This window comes from Rhodanobacter ginsenosidimutans (assembly GCF_042655685.1).
Classification (GTDB): Bacteria; Pseudomonadota; Gammaproteobacteria; order Xanthomonadales; family Rhodanobacteraceae; genus Rhodanobacter; species Rhodanobacter ginsenosidimutans.
This window is the reverse complement of sequence record NZ_JBHSMM010000001.1, coordinates 962,773-981,482: the sequence shown is the minus strand read 5'-3', so window position 1 is coordinate 981,482 and position 18,710 is coordinate 962,773. Positions and strand designations below refer to the sequence as shown.

15 protein-coding genes are annotated in these 18,710 nt (G+C 68.2%); 2 read left to right on the top strand and 13 right to left on the bottom strand.

Going from position 1 to position 18,710, the window contains the following annotated elements; all coding sequences use genetic code 11:
• Window positions 1-64 precede the first annotated feature (64 nt).
• The gene (locus tag ACFPK0_RS04105; RefSeq protein WP_377338577.1) at window positions 65-2,011 is read right to left on the bottom strand and encodes an ATP-dependent DNA helicase; all 1,947 of its coding nucleotides are present in this window, start codon (window positions 2,009-2,011) and stop codon (window positions 65-67) included.
• Window positions 2,012-2,118: 107 nt separating this feature from the next.
• Between ACFPK0_RS04105 and ACFPK0_RS04100 the strand changes: the two genes are divergently transcribed.
• Window positions 2,119-2,562, top strand: a complete 444-nt coding sequence (locus ACFPK0_RS04100) for a pyrimidine dimer DNA glycosylase/endonuclease V (RefSeq protein ID WP_377338575.1) — start codon at window positions 2,119-2,121, stop codon at window positions 2,560-2,562.
• A 66-nt stretch (window positions 2,563-2,628) separates the two neighbouring features.
• Here ACFPK0_RS04100 and ACFPK0_RS04095 read toward each other — a convergent pair whose 3' ends face one another.
• The 6 genes from ACFPK0_RS04095 to ACFPK0_RS04070 all read right to left on the bottom strand — a co-directional run bounded on the left by ACFPK0_RS04095 (window position 2,629) and on the right by ACFPK0_RS04070 (window position 10,965).
• Window positions 2,629-3,156, bottom strand: a complete 528-nt coding sequence (locus ACFPK0_RS04095) for a tetratricopeptide repeat protein (RefSeq protein ID WP_377338573.1) — start codon at window positions 3,154-3,156, stop codon at window positions 2,629-2,631.
• Window positions 3,157-3,158: 2 nt separating this feature from the next.
• Complete coding sequence (gene mrcB, locus ACFPK0_RS04090) at window positions 3,159-5,540, bottom strand: penicillin-binding protein 1B (protein WP_377338571.1); 2,382 nt, start codon at window positions 5,538-5,540, stop codon at window positions 3,159-3,161.
• Window positions 5,541-5,793: 253 nt separating this feature from the next.
• On the bottom strand, window positions 5,794-6,636 hold the full coding sequence (locus ACFPK0_RS04085; protein ID WP_377338569.1) for an SDR family oxidoreductase: 843 nt from the start codon (window positions 6,634-6,636) through the stop codon (window positions 5,794-5,796).
• Window positions 6,637-6,724: 88 nt separating this feature from the next.
• On the bottom strand, window positions 6,725-8,440 hold the full coding sequence (locus ACFPK0_RS04080) for a hypothetical protein (protein WP_377338567.1): 1,716 nt from the start codon (window positions 8,438-8,440) through the stop codon (window positions 6,725-6,727).
• A gap of 85 nt (window positions 8,441-8,525) precedes the next feature.
• Window positions 8,526-10,670 (bottom strand): bifunctional (p)ppGpp synthetase/guanosine-3',5'-bis(diphosphate) 3'-pyrophosphohydrolase, encoded by a 2,145-nt coding sequence (locus ACFPK0_RS04075; RefSeq protein WP_377338565.1) that lies wholly within the window; start codon window positions 10,668-10,670, stop codon window positions 8,526-8,528.
• A 58-nt stretch (window positions 10,671-10,728) separates the two neighbouring features.
• Window positions 10,729-10,965 carry a glutaredoxin family protein gene (locus tag ACFPK0_RS04070; RefSeq protein ID WP_377338563.1) on the bottom strand — a complete coding sequence of 79 codons (237 nt, stop codon included), beginning with the start codon at window positions 10,963-10,965 and terminating at the stop codon, window positions 10,729-10,731.
• A gap of 72 nt (window positions 10,966-11,037) precedes the next feature.
• On the opposite strand from ACFPK0_RS04070, the gene ACFPK0_RS04065 reads away from it, so the two are divergent.
• Window positions 11,038-12,420 (top strand): L-serine ammonia-lyase, encoded by a 1,383-nt coding sequence (locus ACFPK0_RS04065; RefSeq protein WP_377338561.1) that lies wholly within the window; start codon window positions 11,038-11,040, stop codon window positions 12,418-12,420.
• Window positions 12,421-12,536: 116 nt separating this feature from the next.
• Here ACFPK0_RS04065 and ACFPK0_RS04060 read toward each other — a convergent pair whose 3' ends face one another.
• The 6 genes from ACFPK0_RS04060 to ACFPK0_RS04035 all read right to left on the bottom strand — a co-directional run bounded on the left by ACFPK0_RS04060 (window position 12,537) and on the right by ACFPK0_RS04035 (window position 18,710).
• Window positions 12,537-12,857: a DUF3325 domain-containing protein gene (locus ACFPK0_RS04060; RefSeq protein WP_377338559.1), complete on the bottom strand. Its 321-nt coding sequence runs from the start codon at window positions 12,855-12,857 to the stop codon at window positions 12,537-12,539.
• Entirely contained in the window at window positions 12,850-14,517 is a 1,668-nt protein-coding gene (locus tag ACFPK0_RS04055; RefSeq protein ID WP_377338557.1) for a PepSY-associated TM helix domain-containing protein, read from the bottom strand. The genes ACFPK0_RS04060 and ACFPK0_RS04055 overlap by 8 nt, the downstream gene beginning before the upstream one ends.
• A 12-nt stretch (window positions 14,518-14,529) precedes the next feature.
• The gene (locus ACFPK0_RS04050; protein WP_056081686.1) at window positions 14,530-14,844 is read right to left on the bottom strand and encodes a hypothetical protein; all 315 of its coding nucleotides are present in this window, start codon (window positions 14,842-14,844) and stop codon (window positions 14,530-14,532) included.
• Window positions 14,845-14,873: 29 nt separating this feature from the next.
• The gene (locus ACFPK0_RS04045) at window positions 14,874-16,961 is read right to left on the bottom strand and encodes a TonB-dependent siderophore receptor (protein WP_377338555.1); all 2,088 of its coding nucleotides are present in this window, start codon (window positions 16,959-16,961) and stop codon (window positions 14,874-14,876) included.
• Window positions 16,962-17,369: 408 nt separating this feature from the next.
• Window positions 17,370-17,939, bottom strand: a complete 570-nt coding sequence (locus ACFPK0_RS04040; protein WP_377338553.1) for an SCO family protein — start codon at window positions 17,937-17,939, stop codon at window positions 17,370-17,372.
• A 9-nt stretch (window positions 17,940-17,948) separates the two neighbouring features.
• Window positions 17,949-18,710 (bottom strand): formylglycine-generating enzyme family protein, encoded by a 762-nt coding sequence (locus ACFPK0_RS04035; RefSeq protein WP_377338551.1) that lies wholly within the window; start codon window positions 18,708-18,710, stop codon window positions 17,949-17,951.

The window sequence follows — 18,710 nt, the reverse complement described above, 5'->3', positions numbered from 1 at the left end:
GCGGCTTCAGCCGCGACGCTCTTGCCATGACCGAAGGGCAAAGGCGTCGCGACTGAAGTCGCTCCTACAGTGAGGCGGTCGCGTCATCGAAAAACGCCTGCACATCGGCCAATTCCCGGGTGCGCGGCATCGGCGGCACGCTGGCGAGAAACAGTTTGCCGTAGCCCTTGCCGGTGAGGCGCGGGTCGCACAGCATCAGCACGCCGCGGTCGTGCACGTCGCGGATCAGGCGGCCGGCGCCTTGCTTCAGCGCGATCACCGCGCTGGGCACCTGCCAGCCCATGAACGGGTTGATACCGGAGGCTTCCAGCGCGGCGAGCCGCGCCACCAGCACCGGATCGTCGGGCGCGGCGAACGGCAGCTTGTCGATCACCACCACGCTCAGCGCCTCGCCCACCACGTCCACGCCCTCCCAGAAACTGGCCGCGCCCAGCAGCACGCCGTGGCCGCTGGCGCGGAAGTCTTCCAGCAGCCGCGGCCGTGGCGCGGTGCCCTGCACGAACAGCGGCCAGGGCACCTTGTCTTCCAGCAACTCGGCGGCGCGGCGCAACGCGCGATGCGAGGTGAACAGCAGAAACGCGCGGCCGTTGGAGGCGTGCAGCACCGGCAACGCGGCCTCGATCACCTGCTCGGTGTAGTCGCGCGCGTTGGGGTCAGGCAGGCCCGACGGCAGGTAGCACAGGCCTTGTCTGGCGTAGTCGAACGGGCTTTCCAGGCTCAGCGTCCGCGGGTCGTCCAATCCCAGCTGGCGGGCGAAATGATCGAAATTCCCGGCCACCGACAGCGTGGCCGAGGTGTGTATCCACGCCGCCTGGGTGCGTTCGCGCAGGGCACGCATCGGCGTGGCCAGATCAAGCGGCGTGGCATGCAGGGCGAAACCACGCGTCCATGACTCGTACCAGCGCACGTCGCGCTCGCTGCGATCCTCCACGATGCGGTCGAGCCTTTCGGCCAATGCAGTGGCGCGCTCGCTGAGGTTGGAGAAGCCGCGCGAACGCTCGGCCTGGGAGACCAGCAGCTCGGTCAGCGTGGCCAGCAGCTCGCGCAAGTCGTGCAGGGCCTCGCGCACACCGGCGCGATCCTCCAGCTCCTGGAACGCGCCACGCTGTGGCAGCGGCGCCATCGCCAGGCGCAGTTGGCGGAGGGATTCCTGCAACGCTTCCACCGGCTCCAGCAGCAATCCGATGGCGCCGGTAACGCCGGTGCATTCGGCCAGCGCATCGTGCGCCAGGTCGGTCAGCTGGCGCGCGCTGAGGCTCTGCGAAAAGAACTGCCCGGCCAGCTCGGGCACCTGATGCGCCTCATCCAGGATGAAGGCGGCGGCGCCGGGCAGGATCTCGCCGAAACCTTCCTGCTTCAGCGCCAGGTCCGCGAACAGCAGGTGGTGATTGACCACCACCACGTCGGCCTCCATCGCCTCGCGGCGCGCCTTCACCACGTGGCAGTCGTCGAAGAACGGGCACTCCACGCCCAGGCAGTTTTCCGGGGTGGAGGTGACGCGCGGCCACAGCGGCGACTCCTCCGGCACCTCGGCCAGCTCCATGCGGTCGCCACGGCGGGTGCGCGCGGACCAGGCGCGGATGGTGGCCAGTTGCGCGGCCTGCGTACGCTCGAAGGTGGCACCCTCGCGCACGGTCTGGTCCAGCCGGTACAGGCACAGGTAGTTGGCGCGGCCTTTCAGCAAGGCGGTCTTCAGCCGCGCGCCCAGCACCGAACGCACGCGCGGCAGGTCGCGGAAATACAGCTGGTCCTGCAGCGTCTTGGTGCCGGTGGAAATGATCACCCGCTCGCCCGACAGCAACGCCGGCACCAGGTAGGCGAAGGTCTTGCCGGTGCCGGTACCCGCCTCGGCAATCAGCGTTTCACGCCCCGCAATGGCCTGCGCCACGGCCTGCGCCATGCGCTGCTGTGCCTCACGCGGGGCGAAGCTTGGCACCTCGCGGGCAAACGGGCCATCGCTGCCCAGCAGCGCCGCAACATCCATGGTTGCGGGGTCGTCGTGATCAATCATCACGCCAGTATCGCCGAGCGGCCGCGGCGACGAAACCTTGGCGCGCCGCTTTCGAGCGGATGCCGCTTGCGGCGACAATGCGCGTACGCGGCGCGGAGGTTCACATCATGCGGTTATGGACACTGCATCCGAGTTATCTGGACCGACAAGGCCTGGTGGCGCTCTGGCGTGAGGCCCTGCTGGCGCGCGCAGTATTGCGGGGCGAGACGCGCGGCTATCGCAATCATCCACAACTGCAGCGTTTCCGCGCCCATCCCGCGCCGTTGTCCGCGATCGAATCCTATCTGTGCGCCGTTTACGCCGAGTCGCTGGCGCGCGGCTATGTCTTCGACCGCAGCAAGATCGAACCGGTTCTCGCGGTGACCCCCATCGCCGCCAGCGACGGTCAGTTGGCGCACGAATGGGCGCACCTGATGGCCAAGCTGCGACAGCGCTCGCCGCAGCTGCACCGGCAATGGCAGGCCTGCAAGCAACTAGCCTGTCACCCGCTGTTTCGGCTGGAACCGGGTCCGGTGGCGGAGTGGGAACGCGGCGGCATCATCGAGGCCTGAGTGCCGCCAGACCACCACTGAGCCGGCGATCAATGACTTCAGCATATGGACGCCTTGACGTCCATATCAGTAACGCGGCACGCCCGCCTTGTGGCACTGGGCCAGCCATTTGCGCGCGGTGGCGGCGCCGGCCTCGTCCCTGGCGTGCAGCCGCAACTCCACGATGGTCTGCCAGTTGCGGGCGCACAACGGGCCCAGCTTCGGCCCCAGCGACCATGAGCGATGGGCCAGTTTTTCGGCACCGCTGAAATCACCCAGCCGGATGGCGATTTCGGCACGGTCCTGCAGCAGGGCGGGCGAATCCGGGCTGAGCTTCAAGGCCTGGTCGAGCTTGGCCCCGGCATCGGCGTAACGGCCGGCGTTGGCGTCGACGCGGGCGGCATCCTGCAGCCCGGTGACGCCGGGATCACCCAGCGGATTGACGGCGATCACCGAGCTTTCGCGGTCACCGGCGGCACGGATGGCGGCCACCATGTCGTGGGCGGGAGCGGCCGCGCGCGATGGGGCGGGCGGCGGCGGCGTGGCACAGCCGGCAAAAAACGCGACGGCCACCAACAAGGCGCCGCTACGCGCGGTGTTTACAAGGTACGACATGGTCAATTCCGGTACGGATCAGCGGGGTTCGAGGGGGCAGTGGGAGCAACCGGTGCCGCCGGAGCGGCCGGGGCGCCGGGCGCGCCGTTGGTGGTGGGCTGACCGACGCCGAACAGGCCTTGCACGGTTTCCCAGGCGCAGCCATCGACATCGGCGGACAGGCTGCCGGCCACCACCGGCACCTGTTGCGCGCCAGCGCATTGCGGATCAGTGCGGCGGCCGCTGGTCGGGTTGATCCAGGCCATCTCCAGGCCGCTGCCCGGTGCGCTGGACAACGGCCGGGTGGGCAGCTTGGCGAACAGCTCGCGCCACGCACGCAAGGCACCGGTGGAACCGAACAGGCCGGCCGGCTTGTTGTCATCGCGGCCCATCCAGAACACCGCCAGGTGTTCGCCGGTGTAGCCGGCAAACCAGCTGTCGCGCAGGTCGTTGCTGGTACCGGTCTTGCCGGCGGCGTGCAGCCACGCCAGCCCCGAATTGCCGATCGAATGCGCGGTGCCGTACACCGCCACCTGCTGCAACGCCCAGGTGGTCAACCGCACCGCGCTCTGGTATTCGCCGTCGCCGGGCTGCACCTGATAGCGTTTGATCGTGCGACCGTTGCCGTCGAGCACACCGCTGACGGCAACCAGCGGCAGCGCGTGGCCGTCAGCGGCCAGGTACTGGTAAAGATGGGTAACCTGCAGCGGCGAAAGATCCAGCGCACCAAGCAGCAACGACGGGCCGGGGTTGACGCCGGTCAGCCCGAACGACTGCAGGAACGCCTTGATCCGCGGCAGCCCCAGCGCCATGCCGAGGTGGATGGTGGCCAGGTTCCACGACTTCGCCAGCGCATCCACCATCGGCACCATGCCGTGGCTCTGGTTGTCGTCGTTCTGCGGGTTCCAGACGGTGCCATTGGGCTGGCGCAGCGAGATCGGGCCGTCGTCCAGCAAGGTGGCCAGGTTCCAGCGCTCGGGCTGGGTCAGGGCCACCAGATAGATGAACGGCTTGATCGTGGAGCCGATCTGCCGGCGCGCATCCAGCGCCCGGTTGAAGCCCTGCGCGCCCGGCCGCTTGTCGCCCACCACGGCCAGCACGTTGCCGGTTTGCGCACTGGTCACTACCGCCGCCGCCTGCACCGCCTCGCCCCGCTTGCCCAGCGCCTTCACCGTGCTGCTGATCGCCTGCTCGGTGTAGATCTGCGCCGCCGGGTCGAGCGTGGTGAACACCGACAGGTGGCCGCCGCGCAGCGTTTCGTCATCGAAGTCGCTGGTGATCTGCTCGCGCACCAGTTGCATGAAAGCCGGGAAACGGTTGTGCGGCAGCTGGCCGTTCTTGATCACGTCCAGCGGCGCCGCCTGCGCCGCATTGGCCTGTGCACCGGTCAGCAAACCGGTGGTCTCGAACTCCTGCAGCACAAGATTCCGGCGCGCCAGCGCACGCTCGGGATAGCGGCGCGGGTCGTAATAGCTGGGGCCTTTCACCAGGCCCACCAGCATCGCGATCTCCTGCGGCCGCAACGCCTCCAGCCGGCGCCCGAAATAGAACTCCGAGGCGGCCGCGAAACCGTGCACCGCCTGGTCGCCCTGCTGGCCGAGGAAAACCTCGTTGATGTACGCCTCCAGGATCCGACCCTTGCTGTAGTGCAGCTCGATCAGCACCGACATCAACGCTTCGTTGATCTTGCGGGTGAAGCTGCGCTCGCGGGTGAGGAACAGGTTGCGCACCAGTTGCTGGGTCAGCGTGGACGCGCCCTGCACCGTGCGGCCGGCGCGCAGGTTGGCGAACGCCGCCCGCGCGATGGCCGAGAAATCGACGCCGATGTTGTGCTTGAAATCGCGGTCTTCCACCGCCTGCAAGCCGCTGACCAGCAGCGGCGGCACATCGGCCAGATGCACGATGCGCCGCTCCACCTGGCTGGCGCCGTACAACGTGGCGATGCGCGCGGGGTCGAGATGCGCGATGGCCATCGCCTTGTCGCTGGCCGCGTCGGTGACCGAACGCACCTCGCCCTTGCCCAGGGTCACCTCGATCCGCTTCGGCAACTCGCCGCCGGCCGGGCCGGCGTAACCACGCGAGGCGATGGTGTAGCGCGATCCGTCCTTGACCCAGCTACCGGGCAAGTTGCCGCGGTCGCCACGGCGATAGCCGGCAAAGGTCAGCTCCAGCTCCAGCGCGGCGGGCGTCATCGGCACGCCCGCGGCCAGCGGCAGCGGCCGCGCGTACACCCGCGTGGGCACTGCGAACACCAGGTCGTTGAAACGCTCCTGCACACGCTTGTTCAACACCAGCATGTACGGCAGCACGAAACCCACCAGCAGGCCCATGCCGATCCAGAACGGGATGCGCAGCCACGGCCACGTGCGGCGCGCCAGGGAACGGGTACGGGTCAGGAAGGCCAACGGCGGGGAATCCTCGATCAAATGCGTCGATCATAGGGCCTGCTACCCGAGGCGCATATGAATGGTGCGGGTATTTTGCGGGCAAAACGCGGTCATCGCAGCGAATGTTGGGGTGACCATCAATAATGTGGGGGCGACTCCTGTGGGAGCGACTTCAGTCGCGATGCTCTTGCTTTGGAGCTCCAGAGCAGAAGCATCGCGACTGAAGTCGCTCCTACATGTCCTCATACAACCCCGCCGCTCGGGCCTGGCGTCACTGACCCGGTGGGAACCACATCGTGGATTCGGGATCGAATGCGCGCGGGTGGATGCCGAGCAGGCACTGCAACTCGCTGTTGTCGGCGATCAGGTCGGTGTCCAACCGGTTCAGCGGCCCGCGCAGGCGCGGCAAGGCGCTGGCACAGGCGCGCAACAGGCCGCCGGGCAGCGGCAGCGGCAAGGTGGCGCACGGCTGGCTGCGGCGCACGCGGCGGAACATCTCGACAAAAGACAGGCGCTCGCCGCCGCCGATCGGCAGGATGCGGCCGGCAACCGCCGGGCAAGCCAGCGCCGCCACCACGGCCTGGGCAATGTCGTCCGCGTGCACCGGCTGGCGCAGGCCATGCCCGCCGGGCAGCGGGAAAACCCGCAGGCGGCGGGCGCGGCGGGCGATTGGTGTCAGGCTCTTGTCCAGGCCCGCGCCATAGATCAGCGTGGGCCGCAGCACGGTCCAGGCGCAGCCATGACGGGCACAGGCGGCCGCCAGCGCCGACTCGCCATCGCGCAGCAACTGCGAGATGGCGCGTTCGGCCGGTACCGCCGAATCACGCTTGGTCTCGGCGCTCATCGAGCTGGTGGCGATCACCCGCGGCGCGCCTTCCAGCGGCGTGGCCGCCAGCCAGTCCGCGAACGGTTGCAACGGGCCGAAGCTTACGATCGCCGACAGCGCCGGCAATGTGGGCACCTGGTCGGGAAGCTGGCCGTGCAGCCAGGTCACGCCAGGCTGTTCCGGTCGCGGTTGCCGGCTCAGGGAAATGATCGACTCGCCGCGCTCCAGCAGCCGCGGCAACAGGAAATGGCCGATCTGGCTGCTGCCACCGAACACCAGGATTGTCATGGCGCGCTCGATGTGCGACTGACCAGCGCACGACGCCAGCCTGACGCTGCGCCGTACCCGATCGTGGATTGGATGCCGCCAGCAGGGCTCACGGACCGCCCTGCAAACGGACGGCCATATCCTGCACCCGCGCGCTGTCGGGCGTGAGTTTGCGGGCGCGATTCAGCGACTGGGCAGCGCCCACGCGATCGCCGCTGGCCAGCTGGCGGTCGGCCTGATCGAGCCACGCGCCGGCCAGTCGATTGGCCAGCGCGCCCTGCGCGGGGTCGCCCGGTGCCAGCTCGGCCAGGTTCGCCAGCATGTCGGTGGCCTGGCCCAGCTGGCCGGCGGCCAGCGCCTGGTTGAACCGCTGCTCCACCTGCACCGGCAAGGCCTGCAAACCACGGCGCGCCTCGACGTTGTTGCCATCGATGGCCAGTGCCTGGCGATACAGGTCGTAGGCGCTGCCACCTGGCGGCAGCATGATGTCGCCGCGCGTGGCAGCCGCCTGCGCGCCTTGCAGCAACTGGGTGATCTGCGCCTGCTGGGCGGCCGACAAGGTTGGCGCTACCAGCCCCGCATCATCCGGCGCGGCCGCGGCGGTTGGCGCGGCCTTCTCGCCCGGCGACGACGTGGCGGCAGTGGCCGCGTCGATGCGTGCCCGCGCCGCGGCGAGGTCGGCGGATTTGGGGGCCAGCGCCGCTGCCTGGTCGAGCAGGCCGGCGGCCTGGCTGCGGTCGCCCGCTTCGATCGCGGCGTTGGCGCGCACGATCATCGCCTGCGCCACCATGCCGAGGCCGGCATGCGCCTCGCGGCTGTCGGGATCAATCGCCAGCGCCGCCTTGAAATGTGCCAGTGCGGTGTCGTCGCCGGCACCGCTGACGCGGCCCTCGGCGAGCGCGGCGCGGCCCTGCTTGATCGCCTCGTCCAGCGCCTCGGTGTTTTGCTGGCGCTGCTGCGCCTGCTGCGCGCGCAAGGCAGGCAAGGCGCCGTGGTTGGGTTGCAGCGCAGCCAGCCGGTCGATCAGCGCGGCGGCTTCACTGTCCTGCTTCGTATCGAGCGCCTTGCGCGCCTGCTCGGCAAGCGCGTCGCCGACCTGGTTGAGGCCGTGTGCGGCGACTGCATTGCCGGGGTTGGCGCGCAGCATTTTCTGGTACAGCGCACCGGCGCCCTGCTCGCCATCCAGCTGGCCGGCGGCAAAGGCCTGGCGCGCGCGATCGACGAGATCATCGGTCGGCAGGTGCGCCGCGCGGGCTTTATCGATGGCGCGGTCGAGCCGGTCGATGTCGCTGCCGCCACCCAGCAGCTGGCGCGCCACGGCGGCGTGCTGCGCGGCCTGGTCGAGCTGGCCGGCCTGCAATGCCGTATCGCCTTGCGACAGTTCGGCGCGACCGACCTGGTGCAGGCCGTTGCGCGCGGCATCGTTGTCCGGCTCCAGCGCCACGGCGGCCTGGTACAGCTCGCGGGCACTGGTACCATCCTGGCCGTCCAGACGTCCATCCTGCAACGCCTGTTGCGCCCGGCTCAGCACGTCGTTCAACTCGGTGCGCGGCAGCATGCCGCGCAGGTCGTTCTGCTTGAACCAGACGGTGGCGATCAGCGCCACGAACACCAGCAGCAACAAGGCCATCAGCCAGCCGCGGTGGCCGGACTCCGGCCGCGGCGCACGGGTGCGGGTGCGCGACACGCGCGGCTCCACCGTCACCTGCGGCAATCCGTCGGATGCCGGCGCGGGCGCCGGCGCATCCATCCGGTCGATATCGCCGAGCGTAGGCTCGGTGCGACCGCGCGGATCGTTTTCGTGGTTTTCCCTGTTTCCGCTCATGGGCCCATCGTCCGGAACAACTGGCGCAGCTTAACATCGGCCCGACGACACCCCGGGGTTGCGGGCGCCGGTATTGCAGGTGGATTCAGCCGACGCCCACGCGGCGCGCGTCAATCACGTTGGGCAGCGCCTGCAGCTTGGCCAGCAGGATCGACAGCTGCTCGTAATCCCGCACGCGCAGGGTGAAGCGCATTTCCACCTCACCGGTGTGCACGAACAGGCGGCTGGACGAGGCGATGATGTGGGTGTTGGCGTTGCTGATCACGCTGGTGATGTCTTTCTGCAGGCCCTTGCGGTCATAGCCGCGCACTTCGATGTCGACCTCGTACGCCTGTGCCGACGCGGTGCCCCAGTTCACCTCGATCACCCGATCCGGATCGCGCCGCGCCAGCCGCGCCAGGCTGGCGCAGTCGGCCCGGTGCACCGACACGCCGCGGCCGCGGGTGATGAAGCCGCGCACCGGATCGCCCGGCAGCGGCTGGCAGCAGCGTGCCAGCGTGGTCAGCAGGTTGCCGATACCCTGGATGCTGAGCGCGCTGTGATCGAGCGTGGCGTGGCGCGACGCCACCGGCGTGGCCGATTGGGTGACGAGCGGCGCCGGTGGTTGCGCCGCCTCCTGCAAGACGCGGGTGAGCTGGCCGGGCGTGACTTCGCCCAGCGCCACCGCCACCAGCAGGTCGTCCGGCGTTTTCAGGTTGAAATGGGCGGGCAGTTTCGCCACGTCGGCGGCGGAAACGGCGGGCAGCGCCATGCGCTTCAGCTCGCGCTCGAACATGGCGCGGCCGGCCGCCACGTTGGCGTCGTGCGCCAGCTTGCGAAACCACACACGCACCTTGTCGCGCGCCCGCGAGGTGTTGAGATAACCGTGATGCACCGACAGCCAGTCGCGGCTGGGCTCGGCAATCTTGGTGGTGAGTATTTCCACCCGGTCGCCACTCTGCGGCTGGAACGTCAGCGGCACGATGCGGCCGTTGACCTTGGCGCCGCGGCAGCGGTGTCCCACCTCGGTATGTACGTGGTAGGCGAAATCCAGCACGGTGGCGCCGTGCGGCAGGTCGAACACCTCGCCCTTGGGCGTCAGCAGGTAGACGCGGTCTTCCAGCAATTCGGTGTGCAGGTCGGCGGCGAGTTTGCTGTCGTCCTCGCCGCGTGCGTCGAGCAGCTTGCGCATCCAGGCGATCTTGGCCTCGAACTCGGCGTCGGCGCTGCCGCCCTCCTTGTAGCGCCAGTGCGCGGCCACGCCCAGCTCGTTGGCGCGATGCATCTCGTGGGTGCGGATCTGCACTTCCAGCGTCTTGCCCGACGGCCCCAGCACGGCGGTGTGCAGCGACTGGTAGCCGTTGCCCTTGGGCCGCGCGATGTAGTCGTCGAACTCGCCTGGCAGGTGCGGCCAGCGCGCATGCACCACGCCCAGCGCGGCATAGCAGTCGGACACGCTGTCCACCAGCACGCGTACCGCGCGGATGTCGTACAGGTCGGAAAACTCCAGCGCCTTGCGCTGCATTTTTTTCCAGATGGAATAGATGTGCTTGGGTCGCCCGGCCAGCTCGGCATGGATGCCGCCGGCCTCAAGGTCGTGCTGCAATTCGTCCAGCGACTGGCGGATGAACGCCTCGCGATCGGCGCGGCGTTCGTCCAGCAACTTGGCGATGCGGCGGTAGGTGTCCGGTTGCAGGTAACGGAACGCCAGATCCTCCAGCTCCCACTTCAGCTGCCAGATGCCGAGCCGGTTGGCCAGCGGTGCATGGATGTCGCGGGTGAGCCGGGCCAGCGCGGCGCTCTCCTCCGCCGGCCACGACGCCGCCGCGCGCATCCGCGCCAGCTGCCGCGCCAGCAGGATGAACACCACGCGCAGGTCGCGGATGATCGCCAGCAGCAGCCGGCGCAAACCTTCGGCCGCCCGTTCCGGCGTGCGCTTCTGCGCATGCAGCGCCCATACCTGCTCGGCCGCCTGCTGGCCGGCCACCAACCGCTGCACGTCGGCCGGCAGCGATTCGCTGCGGGCAGTCCATACCGCCGGCGCCACCCGCGCCAGCTCGAACCACAGCGCCGCCGCCAGCGTCTGCGCATCGCAGCCGAGCATGTCCAGCAGATCCAGCACATCGGCGCAGCCGGCCTCGTCCAGCGGCTGCCCGGCGCAGGCATCCAGTGCGTCGGCCAGCAGCGGCGACAACGCCGTGGCGCGATCGCGCCAGCGATTCAGGCTGGAAGGTTGGGTGGCACGAACCATGATGGGGAATGTTCCAGGCGACGTTTCATTCTAGGACACGGCGAGCGCCAGCCCAGTGTCAGCCAGGCTGACCGAGAAACGCCCGCACCGCAGCGGCATCGAACGGCCAGTCCAGCTCGCGACCGGTGCGGTTGTCGCGCAGCACCGGGACGCGCACGCCATAGCGCGCTTCCAGTTCGACCGAATCGTCCACCCATGCGCTGTCGAAGTCCGGCGCGCGCGCCTCGGCCAGCACCGCCAGGGCCAGGTCGCAGAGATGGCAGTAGTCGCGCTGGTACAGGATCAGGTCGGGCATGCGTTTCGGCAGGGGCTGCGTTCAAGGGGGCCCGCGTAGAATAGCGCGCACCTTTCCTCCCTCGGCAGCCACATGGCCGTCAGCGTATTCGACCTGTTCAAGATCGGCATCGGGCCGTCCTCCTCGCACACGGTGGGCCCGATGCGCGCCGCCGCGCGGTTCACCGAACGCTGGCTGGAGGAAAAGGGCGTGCTGGACCAGGTGACCCGCGTGCGCACCGAACTGTTCGGCTCGCTGGCGCTGACCGGCCGCGGCCATGGCACCGACAAGGCCGTGCTGCTGGGGCTGGAAGGCCAGCATCCCGACACCATCGACCCGGATGGCATCCCCGCCACGCTGGAGCGCATCCGCTCCAGCGGCCGGCTGCAGCTGCTGGGCAAGCGCGACATCGCGTTCGACGAGAAAAGCGACCTGGTGTTCAACAAGCGCCAGAAGCTGCCGTTCCACACCAACGGCATGCGCTTCTCCGCGTATGACGCCGACGGCAACCTGCTGGCCACGCGCGACTACTACTCCGTGGGCGGCGGTTTCGTGGTCAACAAGGACGAAGCCGCCGAAGACCGCATCGTGGCCGACACCACCGAACAGCCCTACCCGTTCAGCAGCGGCGACCGGATGCTGGCGCTGTGCGAACAGCACGGCATGACCATCGCCCAGTTGATGATGTCCAACGAATCGGTGTGGCGCAGCGAAGCGGAAACCCGTGCCGGCCTGCTGACCATCTGGCAGGCGATGCAGGATTGCGTGACCCGCGGCCTGCGCTCACCCGGCACGCTGCCCGGCGGCCTGCACGTGGCACGCCGCGCGCCGGCGATGGCGGAGGAACTGCGCAACCAGCCCGAGGCCGCGTTGCGCGATCCGCTCACCATCCTGGACTGGGTCAACCTCTACGCGCTGGCCGTCAACGAGGAGAACGCCGCCGGCGGCCGCGTGGTCACCGCGCCCACCAACGGCGCGGCCGGCATCATGCCGGCGGTGCTGCATTACTACCAGCGCTTCTGCCCCAAGGCCGACGAAAACGGCATCATCGAATTCATGCTCACCGCCGCCGCCATCGGCATCCTGTACAAGGAAAACGCCTCCATCTCCGGCGCTGAAGTGGGCTGCCAGGGCGAGGTCGGCGTGGCCTGCTCGATGGCCGCCGGCGGCCTCACCGCCGCGCTGGGCGGCAGCATCTGGCAGGTCGAGAACGCCGCCGAAATCGGCATGGAGCACAACCTCGGCCTCACCTGCGACCCGATCGGCGGCCTGGTGCAGATCCCCTGCATCGAACGCAATGCGATGGGCTCGGTCAAGGCCATCAACGCCAGCCGCATGGCGCTGAAAAGCGACGGCAAGCACCGCGTCAGCCTCGACAAGGTGATCAAGACCATGCGCGACACCGGCCGCGACATGAAGGACAAGTACAAGGAAACCAGCCGCGGCGGGCTGGCGGTGAACGTCATCGAATGTTGATGACGGACGCGGCCGTGTGCCTGCGTGAGCCGTTGCCCTACCAACCCTTCGACTTCGCCGCTGCGCGGCTACGCTCAGGGTGAACAGGGCCGGGTGCGTCATCCCATGAAGTCGCGTCACACCCACGGCGCCAGCACGCGCAACCAGCGCGGACGCCAGGCCAGGGTGAAGGCAACCAGCAGGGCGGCCCCCGTCGAGGCCATCACCCAGACCAGGACCGCCATGGAGGCGTGGTCCGCGCCCAGACACAAGGCCAGCGCGGCGACGATGCCCGCCACGCCGAGGCATCGCAGCAGACGCGTCATCGCCGATGCCGGAATGCGTTCCCACACCTGTTGCGCATGTACCGGCAACGACACGGCCAGCCAGCCCATGCCGGCTACGCTGGCAAGCCACGCCGCGGATAGCAGGCACGTCGCGAGCGCGGATTCAGACACGTGCCATCTCCATGCCGGTCATGCGTGATTGCGCCACGCAAGCGCGGCGTTTCAATACGCGAGCCGTCAGGCAGGCCACGGCGGCGCTGCACAACAGAAACAGGTCGATGCCAGCGACCGGCCAGTAGCCAGTGGCGATCGTGCGCCACACGTAATCGCCGGTGGTGATGCCGTTCAACACCACGGCTGCCAGCGCCAGCGTCGCGATCGCGATGCACTGCTCGCGCCAGGCCGGGTTCGCGCGTCCTTGCGCCACCGGTGCGCTGCGCCAGGCGGCATGCAGCAGCGCCAGCGCCCAGGTGCACCAGAACGCGTAACGCTCCCAATCGCCGCGTGCCGGCAGGTTCTCCGGCAGCAGGCGATTGGCCACCAGGATGCCCAGCGTGGCCAGCAGCATGCCGGTCACCGTGGTGACGGCCAGCGCATCCACGATGCGTGCGCCCTGGCTGCCCCGCTGCGCATGCTGGCGCTTGCGCTTTTCGACGAAGAACACAAAGCCGGTCGCAATGCAGACCGCGCCTGCCAAGCCGCCCAGCATGTAGAACCAGCGCAGCAGCCAGTGGCGGAAATGCTGCAGGTGCAGCCCGGTGAGGAATTCGCTGACGCGACCCGTCGGCGTGGCCGGCGGGTCCACGCGGATCAGTTCGCCAGTCGACGCCTTGAAGTGGATGCCGTCGCCCACCAGCGCGATGCGGTCGGTGCCGGCGCGGTAGACGCTGACGTAGCCGTTGGCGTCGCCCACGTGCTGCATCATCAAAAAGCCCACGTCGCCGGCCTTGCCGTCGGCGGCCCAGCGGCGTTGCGCCTCGGCCACCATCGCGTCCACCGACGCCAGCCCCGCTGGCACGCCGGCGCGATCGTGCGGCAGGCCGGTTTCCTGCGCTTCCACCTGCTCATGCAGCTCGTGCAGGCCATGCAGTTGCGTTTGCCCGACGGGAAAGTAGTAGGTGCTGGCGAAGATCACCAGGCCGGTGAAGGCAAAGAAGAAGTGGAACGGCAACGCCACCACGCCGGTGAGGTTGTGCAGATCCAGCACGCTGCGCAGCCGCGCCTTGCCTGGGCGGAAGGTGAAGAACTCGCGGAACAGCTTGCGGTGCATGATCACGCCGCTGACCAGCGCCGCCAGCATCATCAGCGCGGAGAAACCCACGATCCAGATGCCCAGGTTTTTCCAGTCCAGCGTGAGGCTGTAATGCATCGGGTAGAAGAAGCCGCTGCCGATCTTCAGCTGGTCGTCGGACAGCGCCTTGCCGTTGCGCGGATCGATGGTGCCGTAGGCCCAGATCGCCTCCTCCGGGTCCTTCGCGTTGGGCACTTCGTAGCCGGCGTACAACTCCAGCACCGGATCGCGGTGGGTGGTGTAGGCGCTCCAGTTGACCACGGTGTCGAAGTGTTGCGGCATCGCGCCGTCGACGCGGGGACGCATGGCGTCGATCGCCGCGGGCGTGGGATGCATGCGCTCGAACGCCGGTCGCAGTACCTGCTCGAACGATGGCATCGGTTGCGGCGCGATTCGGGTGGTGGGGACCGTCCACCGGTCGATCTCGCGATCGAACACCGACAGCGCGCCGAAGAAGAATGCCGCCATCAGCACGAAGCCCAGCACCAGGCCGAACCAGGTGTGCAGCCATGCCATGGCCTGCCGGAAACTGGAAAACATCACGCCGCCTCCTCAGGTCAGCAACGATTGCACGAACGAAGCGGCGGCCGTCATCAGCGCGCCGGCGCCCAGCAGCACCAGCCAGGCCATCGCCAACCGGCGCGTGGCGACGGTGCACAGGAACGCCACGAGGTAGGCGAGCAGCCCCGCCACGGCGCCCAGGAACTCGGCGTCGTGGAATTCCATTCCCGTTGCGGACAACAGGCCGGTCACGGCCGCGACCGTGCCCCACGCGAAGACGTAGCCACCGAGCACGGCGGCAGCAACGCGCGATGCGACGCGAAGGCGGGTCGCGGACGAACCCTGGACAGCGAGTGTGTTGGACATCGGCTACTGCCTTCCCACGGTGAAGTCGCTCAGAAGCGCCAGTCGAGGCTCAACATGTAACTGCGCGGTGCGCCGTAGAAGCCGCTGTAGCGCAGCGTGTTGATGTACTTCTCGTTGGTGATGTTCCTGGCGTTGAAACGCAGCGTGGCATTGGGGCGAAAATCCCAGGCCACGAAACCGTTGACCACGGCGTAACTGTCCTGGCGCACGGCGAAGCCGCTGGTTTCCACGTTGGAGATGGCGCTCTGCCAGCGCCCGCCGACACCGAACGACAACGGCGTATAGCTGGGCAGGCGCGCGCTGAGCATCAAATTCGCGGTGCGACGCGGCACCCAGCGGTAGGTGTCGTCGCCGCCCTGGCCGGTCAGTTTCAGGGTGGTGTAGCCGAACACCAGGTCGACGTGGTCGCCGAGCTTGCCAGTGGCTTCGAATTCGACGCCCTTGGATTCGACGTCGACGCCGCCGTAGTAGTACTGGCCGTTGTCGTTGTAGCCGATGCCGGTGGCCAGCCCGTCCTGCTCGGCCTTGAACACGGCCAGGGTGGTCAGCAGCCGGTGGTCGAACCAATCGGCTTTCACGCCCACTTCGTAGTTGGTGCCCTTGGTGGGGTCGAGGTAGCGCTGTTCCTTGTCGGCCTGATCCTGCGGCTGGTAGATGTCCGAATAGCTGACATAGCCAAGCACGTGCTCGTTGAAATCGTAGGTGAGGCCGCCGTAGGGACTGGTGTGGCCCTCGGTCTGGTCGAAGGGCACGCCATAGTTGGCGCCGTCGCGGTGATAGTTCGCGTAGTTGAAGCCGACCACGGCCTTGAGCCGGTCGGTGAGCGCGAGCCGGGTGGCGCCGAACGCGCGCTTCAGCCGCTGGTCCAGCGTGCCGTAGACGGAGAGCTCGCCCCACTGCGGTTCGGCGATCGCGTCACCGGCCCACGGGAAGCCAGGCATCGCGATGTAGCCGCAGGTTTCAGTGCCGCATATCGCCTGCGCGTACTCCCGGTTGGTCGCTTCGCTCTTGCCTACGCTGACGCCCAGCATCAGCTCCTGATCGCGGCCGAACAGTTGGAAATGACCATTGAGGGTGGCCGCGCCGAGATGCGACGTGGTGGTATCCGGGCCACCCCAGGGATAGCCGTACAGACCCAGGTTGGTGCCCGGCTCCATGCCGGTACCGTCGACGTCGGTGGCGTAGAACATCTTGGTGTCGTTGCCGATGCGGCGGTAGTTGTAGGAGAGCTTCAACTGCCAGTCCGCCGCCAGCTGGTGGGTGTATTCGAGGAAGCCGGTCTGGCTGGTGGTGTTCCAGTAGGTCCAGTCCTGGGTGGTCGATGCGCCGCGATCCCATTCGGCCTGGCTGCCGTCGCTGTACATGAAGCTCAGCGCGCCCCACATGTTGCCGTTGGTTTTTGCCTTCTGCCACGAATAACCGGCCGACAGGGTGCCGTTTTCGCCGACCTGTCCGTCGATCACGCCGTAGATGAAGTCACGCTTGTCGTCCTTGCCGCGCAGGTAGGAGTCGCCGTCTTCATGCGCCGCAACGATGCGCCCAGCCCAGGTGCCTGTCGCGGTGAACGGGGTCGAATAATCCGCCTGGAGGCGCTTGGTGCCCCATGAGCCGTAGCTGATGCCGACCGCGCCCTGCTCGTCATTGGTCGGGCGCTTGCGCACGTAGTTGATGGTGCCGGCCGCGTTGCCCACGCCGGTCAGCAGGCCGTTGGCGCCGCGGATCACTTCCAGCTTCTCGTAGCCGTACGCATCCATCGCGCCGGTGGCCACGCCCCAGCCATTGGGCAGGCCGACACCATCGATCTGGGTGTTCTGGATATCGAAACCGCGCGAGGTGTAGGTGGTGCGGTTGGTTTCCCACTCCTCCACCTGCACGCCGGTGGCCAGGCGCAATGCATCGTTGACGCTGGTGGCGCCGAATTGCTGCATCTGTTCGTCGCTCACCACGCTGATCGACTGCGGCGTGTCCTTGATGCCCAGATCGAGGTTGGTCGCGCCGTTGCTGACACGGTCGGCGCGCTGTGCCACGACCATCACCGCGCCCAGATCGGTGGCCGCACTGCTGCCTGCCTCATCGGGTACGGCCAGCAATACGCCCGGTGAACATGCCAGCGCCACACAGATCGCGAAGCGCAAACGGCCAGGGGCTGATGCGGCCGAACGATTTTTGGGCGCGCTGAGGGACGGCAGACGAATGGAACTCGTGGGGCGCATGGGGATCCCGGATGGAGAGGAACGGGCGTCGCTCCGGGTAGCGCGATGGCATGCGCCGCCGCGGCCTGGAGGCAACGAATCAGCGCGCTATTAAATGAGAATGCTTCTCATTATGCAAGTCTTTGTCGGCCGGGGGACGTGGCCGGCTTGCGACGGAAAAAGTGCGAAGGTCACGCCCGGTGGCGAATGCGGCTGGATAGCCGTCGTTTTCCGCGTTGCGCGGATTCACTCAGTCACGCGCGCGCCAACCGCCAACAATCGCTGCAGCAAGGTCATTGCGCCATCAGGGCGCGACGGCGCCATCGATCGCCCTCAGTGCTCTGCCAGCGCCTTGTCGATGGCCGCCACGAACGCGGGATCGACCCGGCCGATGACGGTGGTGCGGGCGGCGATGCGGCCGTCGGTGTCGAGCAGGATCAGTTCGCTGCTGTGGTTGAAATCGCCATCGGGGAGCTGGCGGTATTGCAGGCCGAACAGCGCCGCCAGCGGGCGCGCGTCTTTGAGTTCAGTGCGAGCCAGGGTCCAGTAGCGCATGTCGAGTTTGCGCGTGGCGGCGTAGCTGCGCAGCGCGTCCACGCTGTCGCGCGCGGGGTCGAAGCTCACCGCCAGCAGGGCCAGCTTGTCGCGGCCGGGTTCGGCCACGGCCTTGCGGGTGAGCTTCATGGTGTCCACGATCATCGGGCAGACCATGGCGCAGGAGGTGTAGATCATGCTGACCAGTTGCACCTGCCCGCGACGCGAGGCCAACGGTTGCGCGTGGCCGTCCTGGTCGGTGAGGACGACGTTGAACTGGTAGACCGAATCGGGCGGCAACGAGGTGGCGGCGAAGGCCTGGCCGGCCAGCAGCAGCGTCAGGAGCAACCACGGGGCAAGGCGTTTCATGGAAGGACCTCAGTCGGGCTTCGCACAGCGGAAGCCCATGTTGTTGGTGGTGTCCACCGCCTTCAGCGCGCTCAGCATGGCAATGCGCATCAAGGTGGCGTAGTTCTCTTTTTCCTGCATGCTGACGGCGCCGGCGCCGCAGAACTTCATCTTGTCGGCACCGTCCTGGTCGCGGCTGTCGCTGCCGACCAGCAAGGCGTTGAAGTCGTCCACCCACTCCCACACCACGCCGTTGAGATCGCGCACGCCGTGCACGTCGGCCGCGCCGCCCACGGTGGGCAACGCCTGGCTGGAGGGGCGGCTGTACCACTGCAGTACGCGTTCGCGCCAGGCCGGATCGCTGCGGGCGTCGGCGCGCCGGGCATCGGCCGCGGCGGCGTATTCCCATTCGTACCAGCTGGGCAGGCGGGCGTGTTCGCTTTCGCAATAAGCCTGGGCGGCGAACCAGCTCACCCGCGTCACCGGCTGTTGCGGCAAGGCATCGCCCAGCGCGTCGGGCGCGGCCCAGTGGGTGAGGTAGCGGCGGTCGGCGAAGACCGGGGCCGCCTGGTCACGCCGCCACTGCGGATGGGCTTTCACGAAGCCCAGGAATTCGGCGTTGGTCACCGGCTCGGTGCGCAAGCGGAACGGCGCGATCTTCGCCGGCGCCGCCTTGCCGTCGGCGGGCAGCACGCTGGTGAACGTGCCACCCGGCAGCGGGGCGTAATCCGCCGCCACCGCCGGGCCGGCCAGCAGCGCGCCCAGCATCATCGACAACTGCCAGGCGCGCAT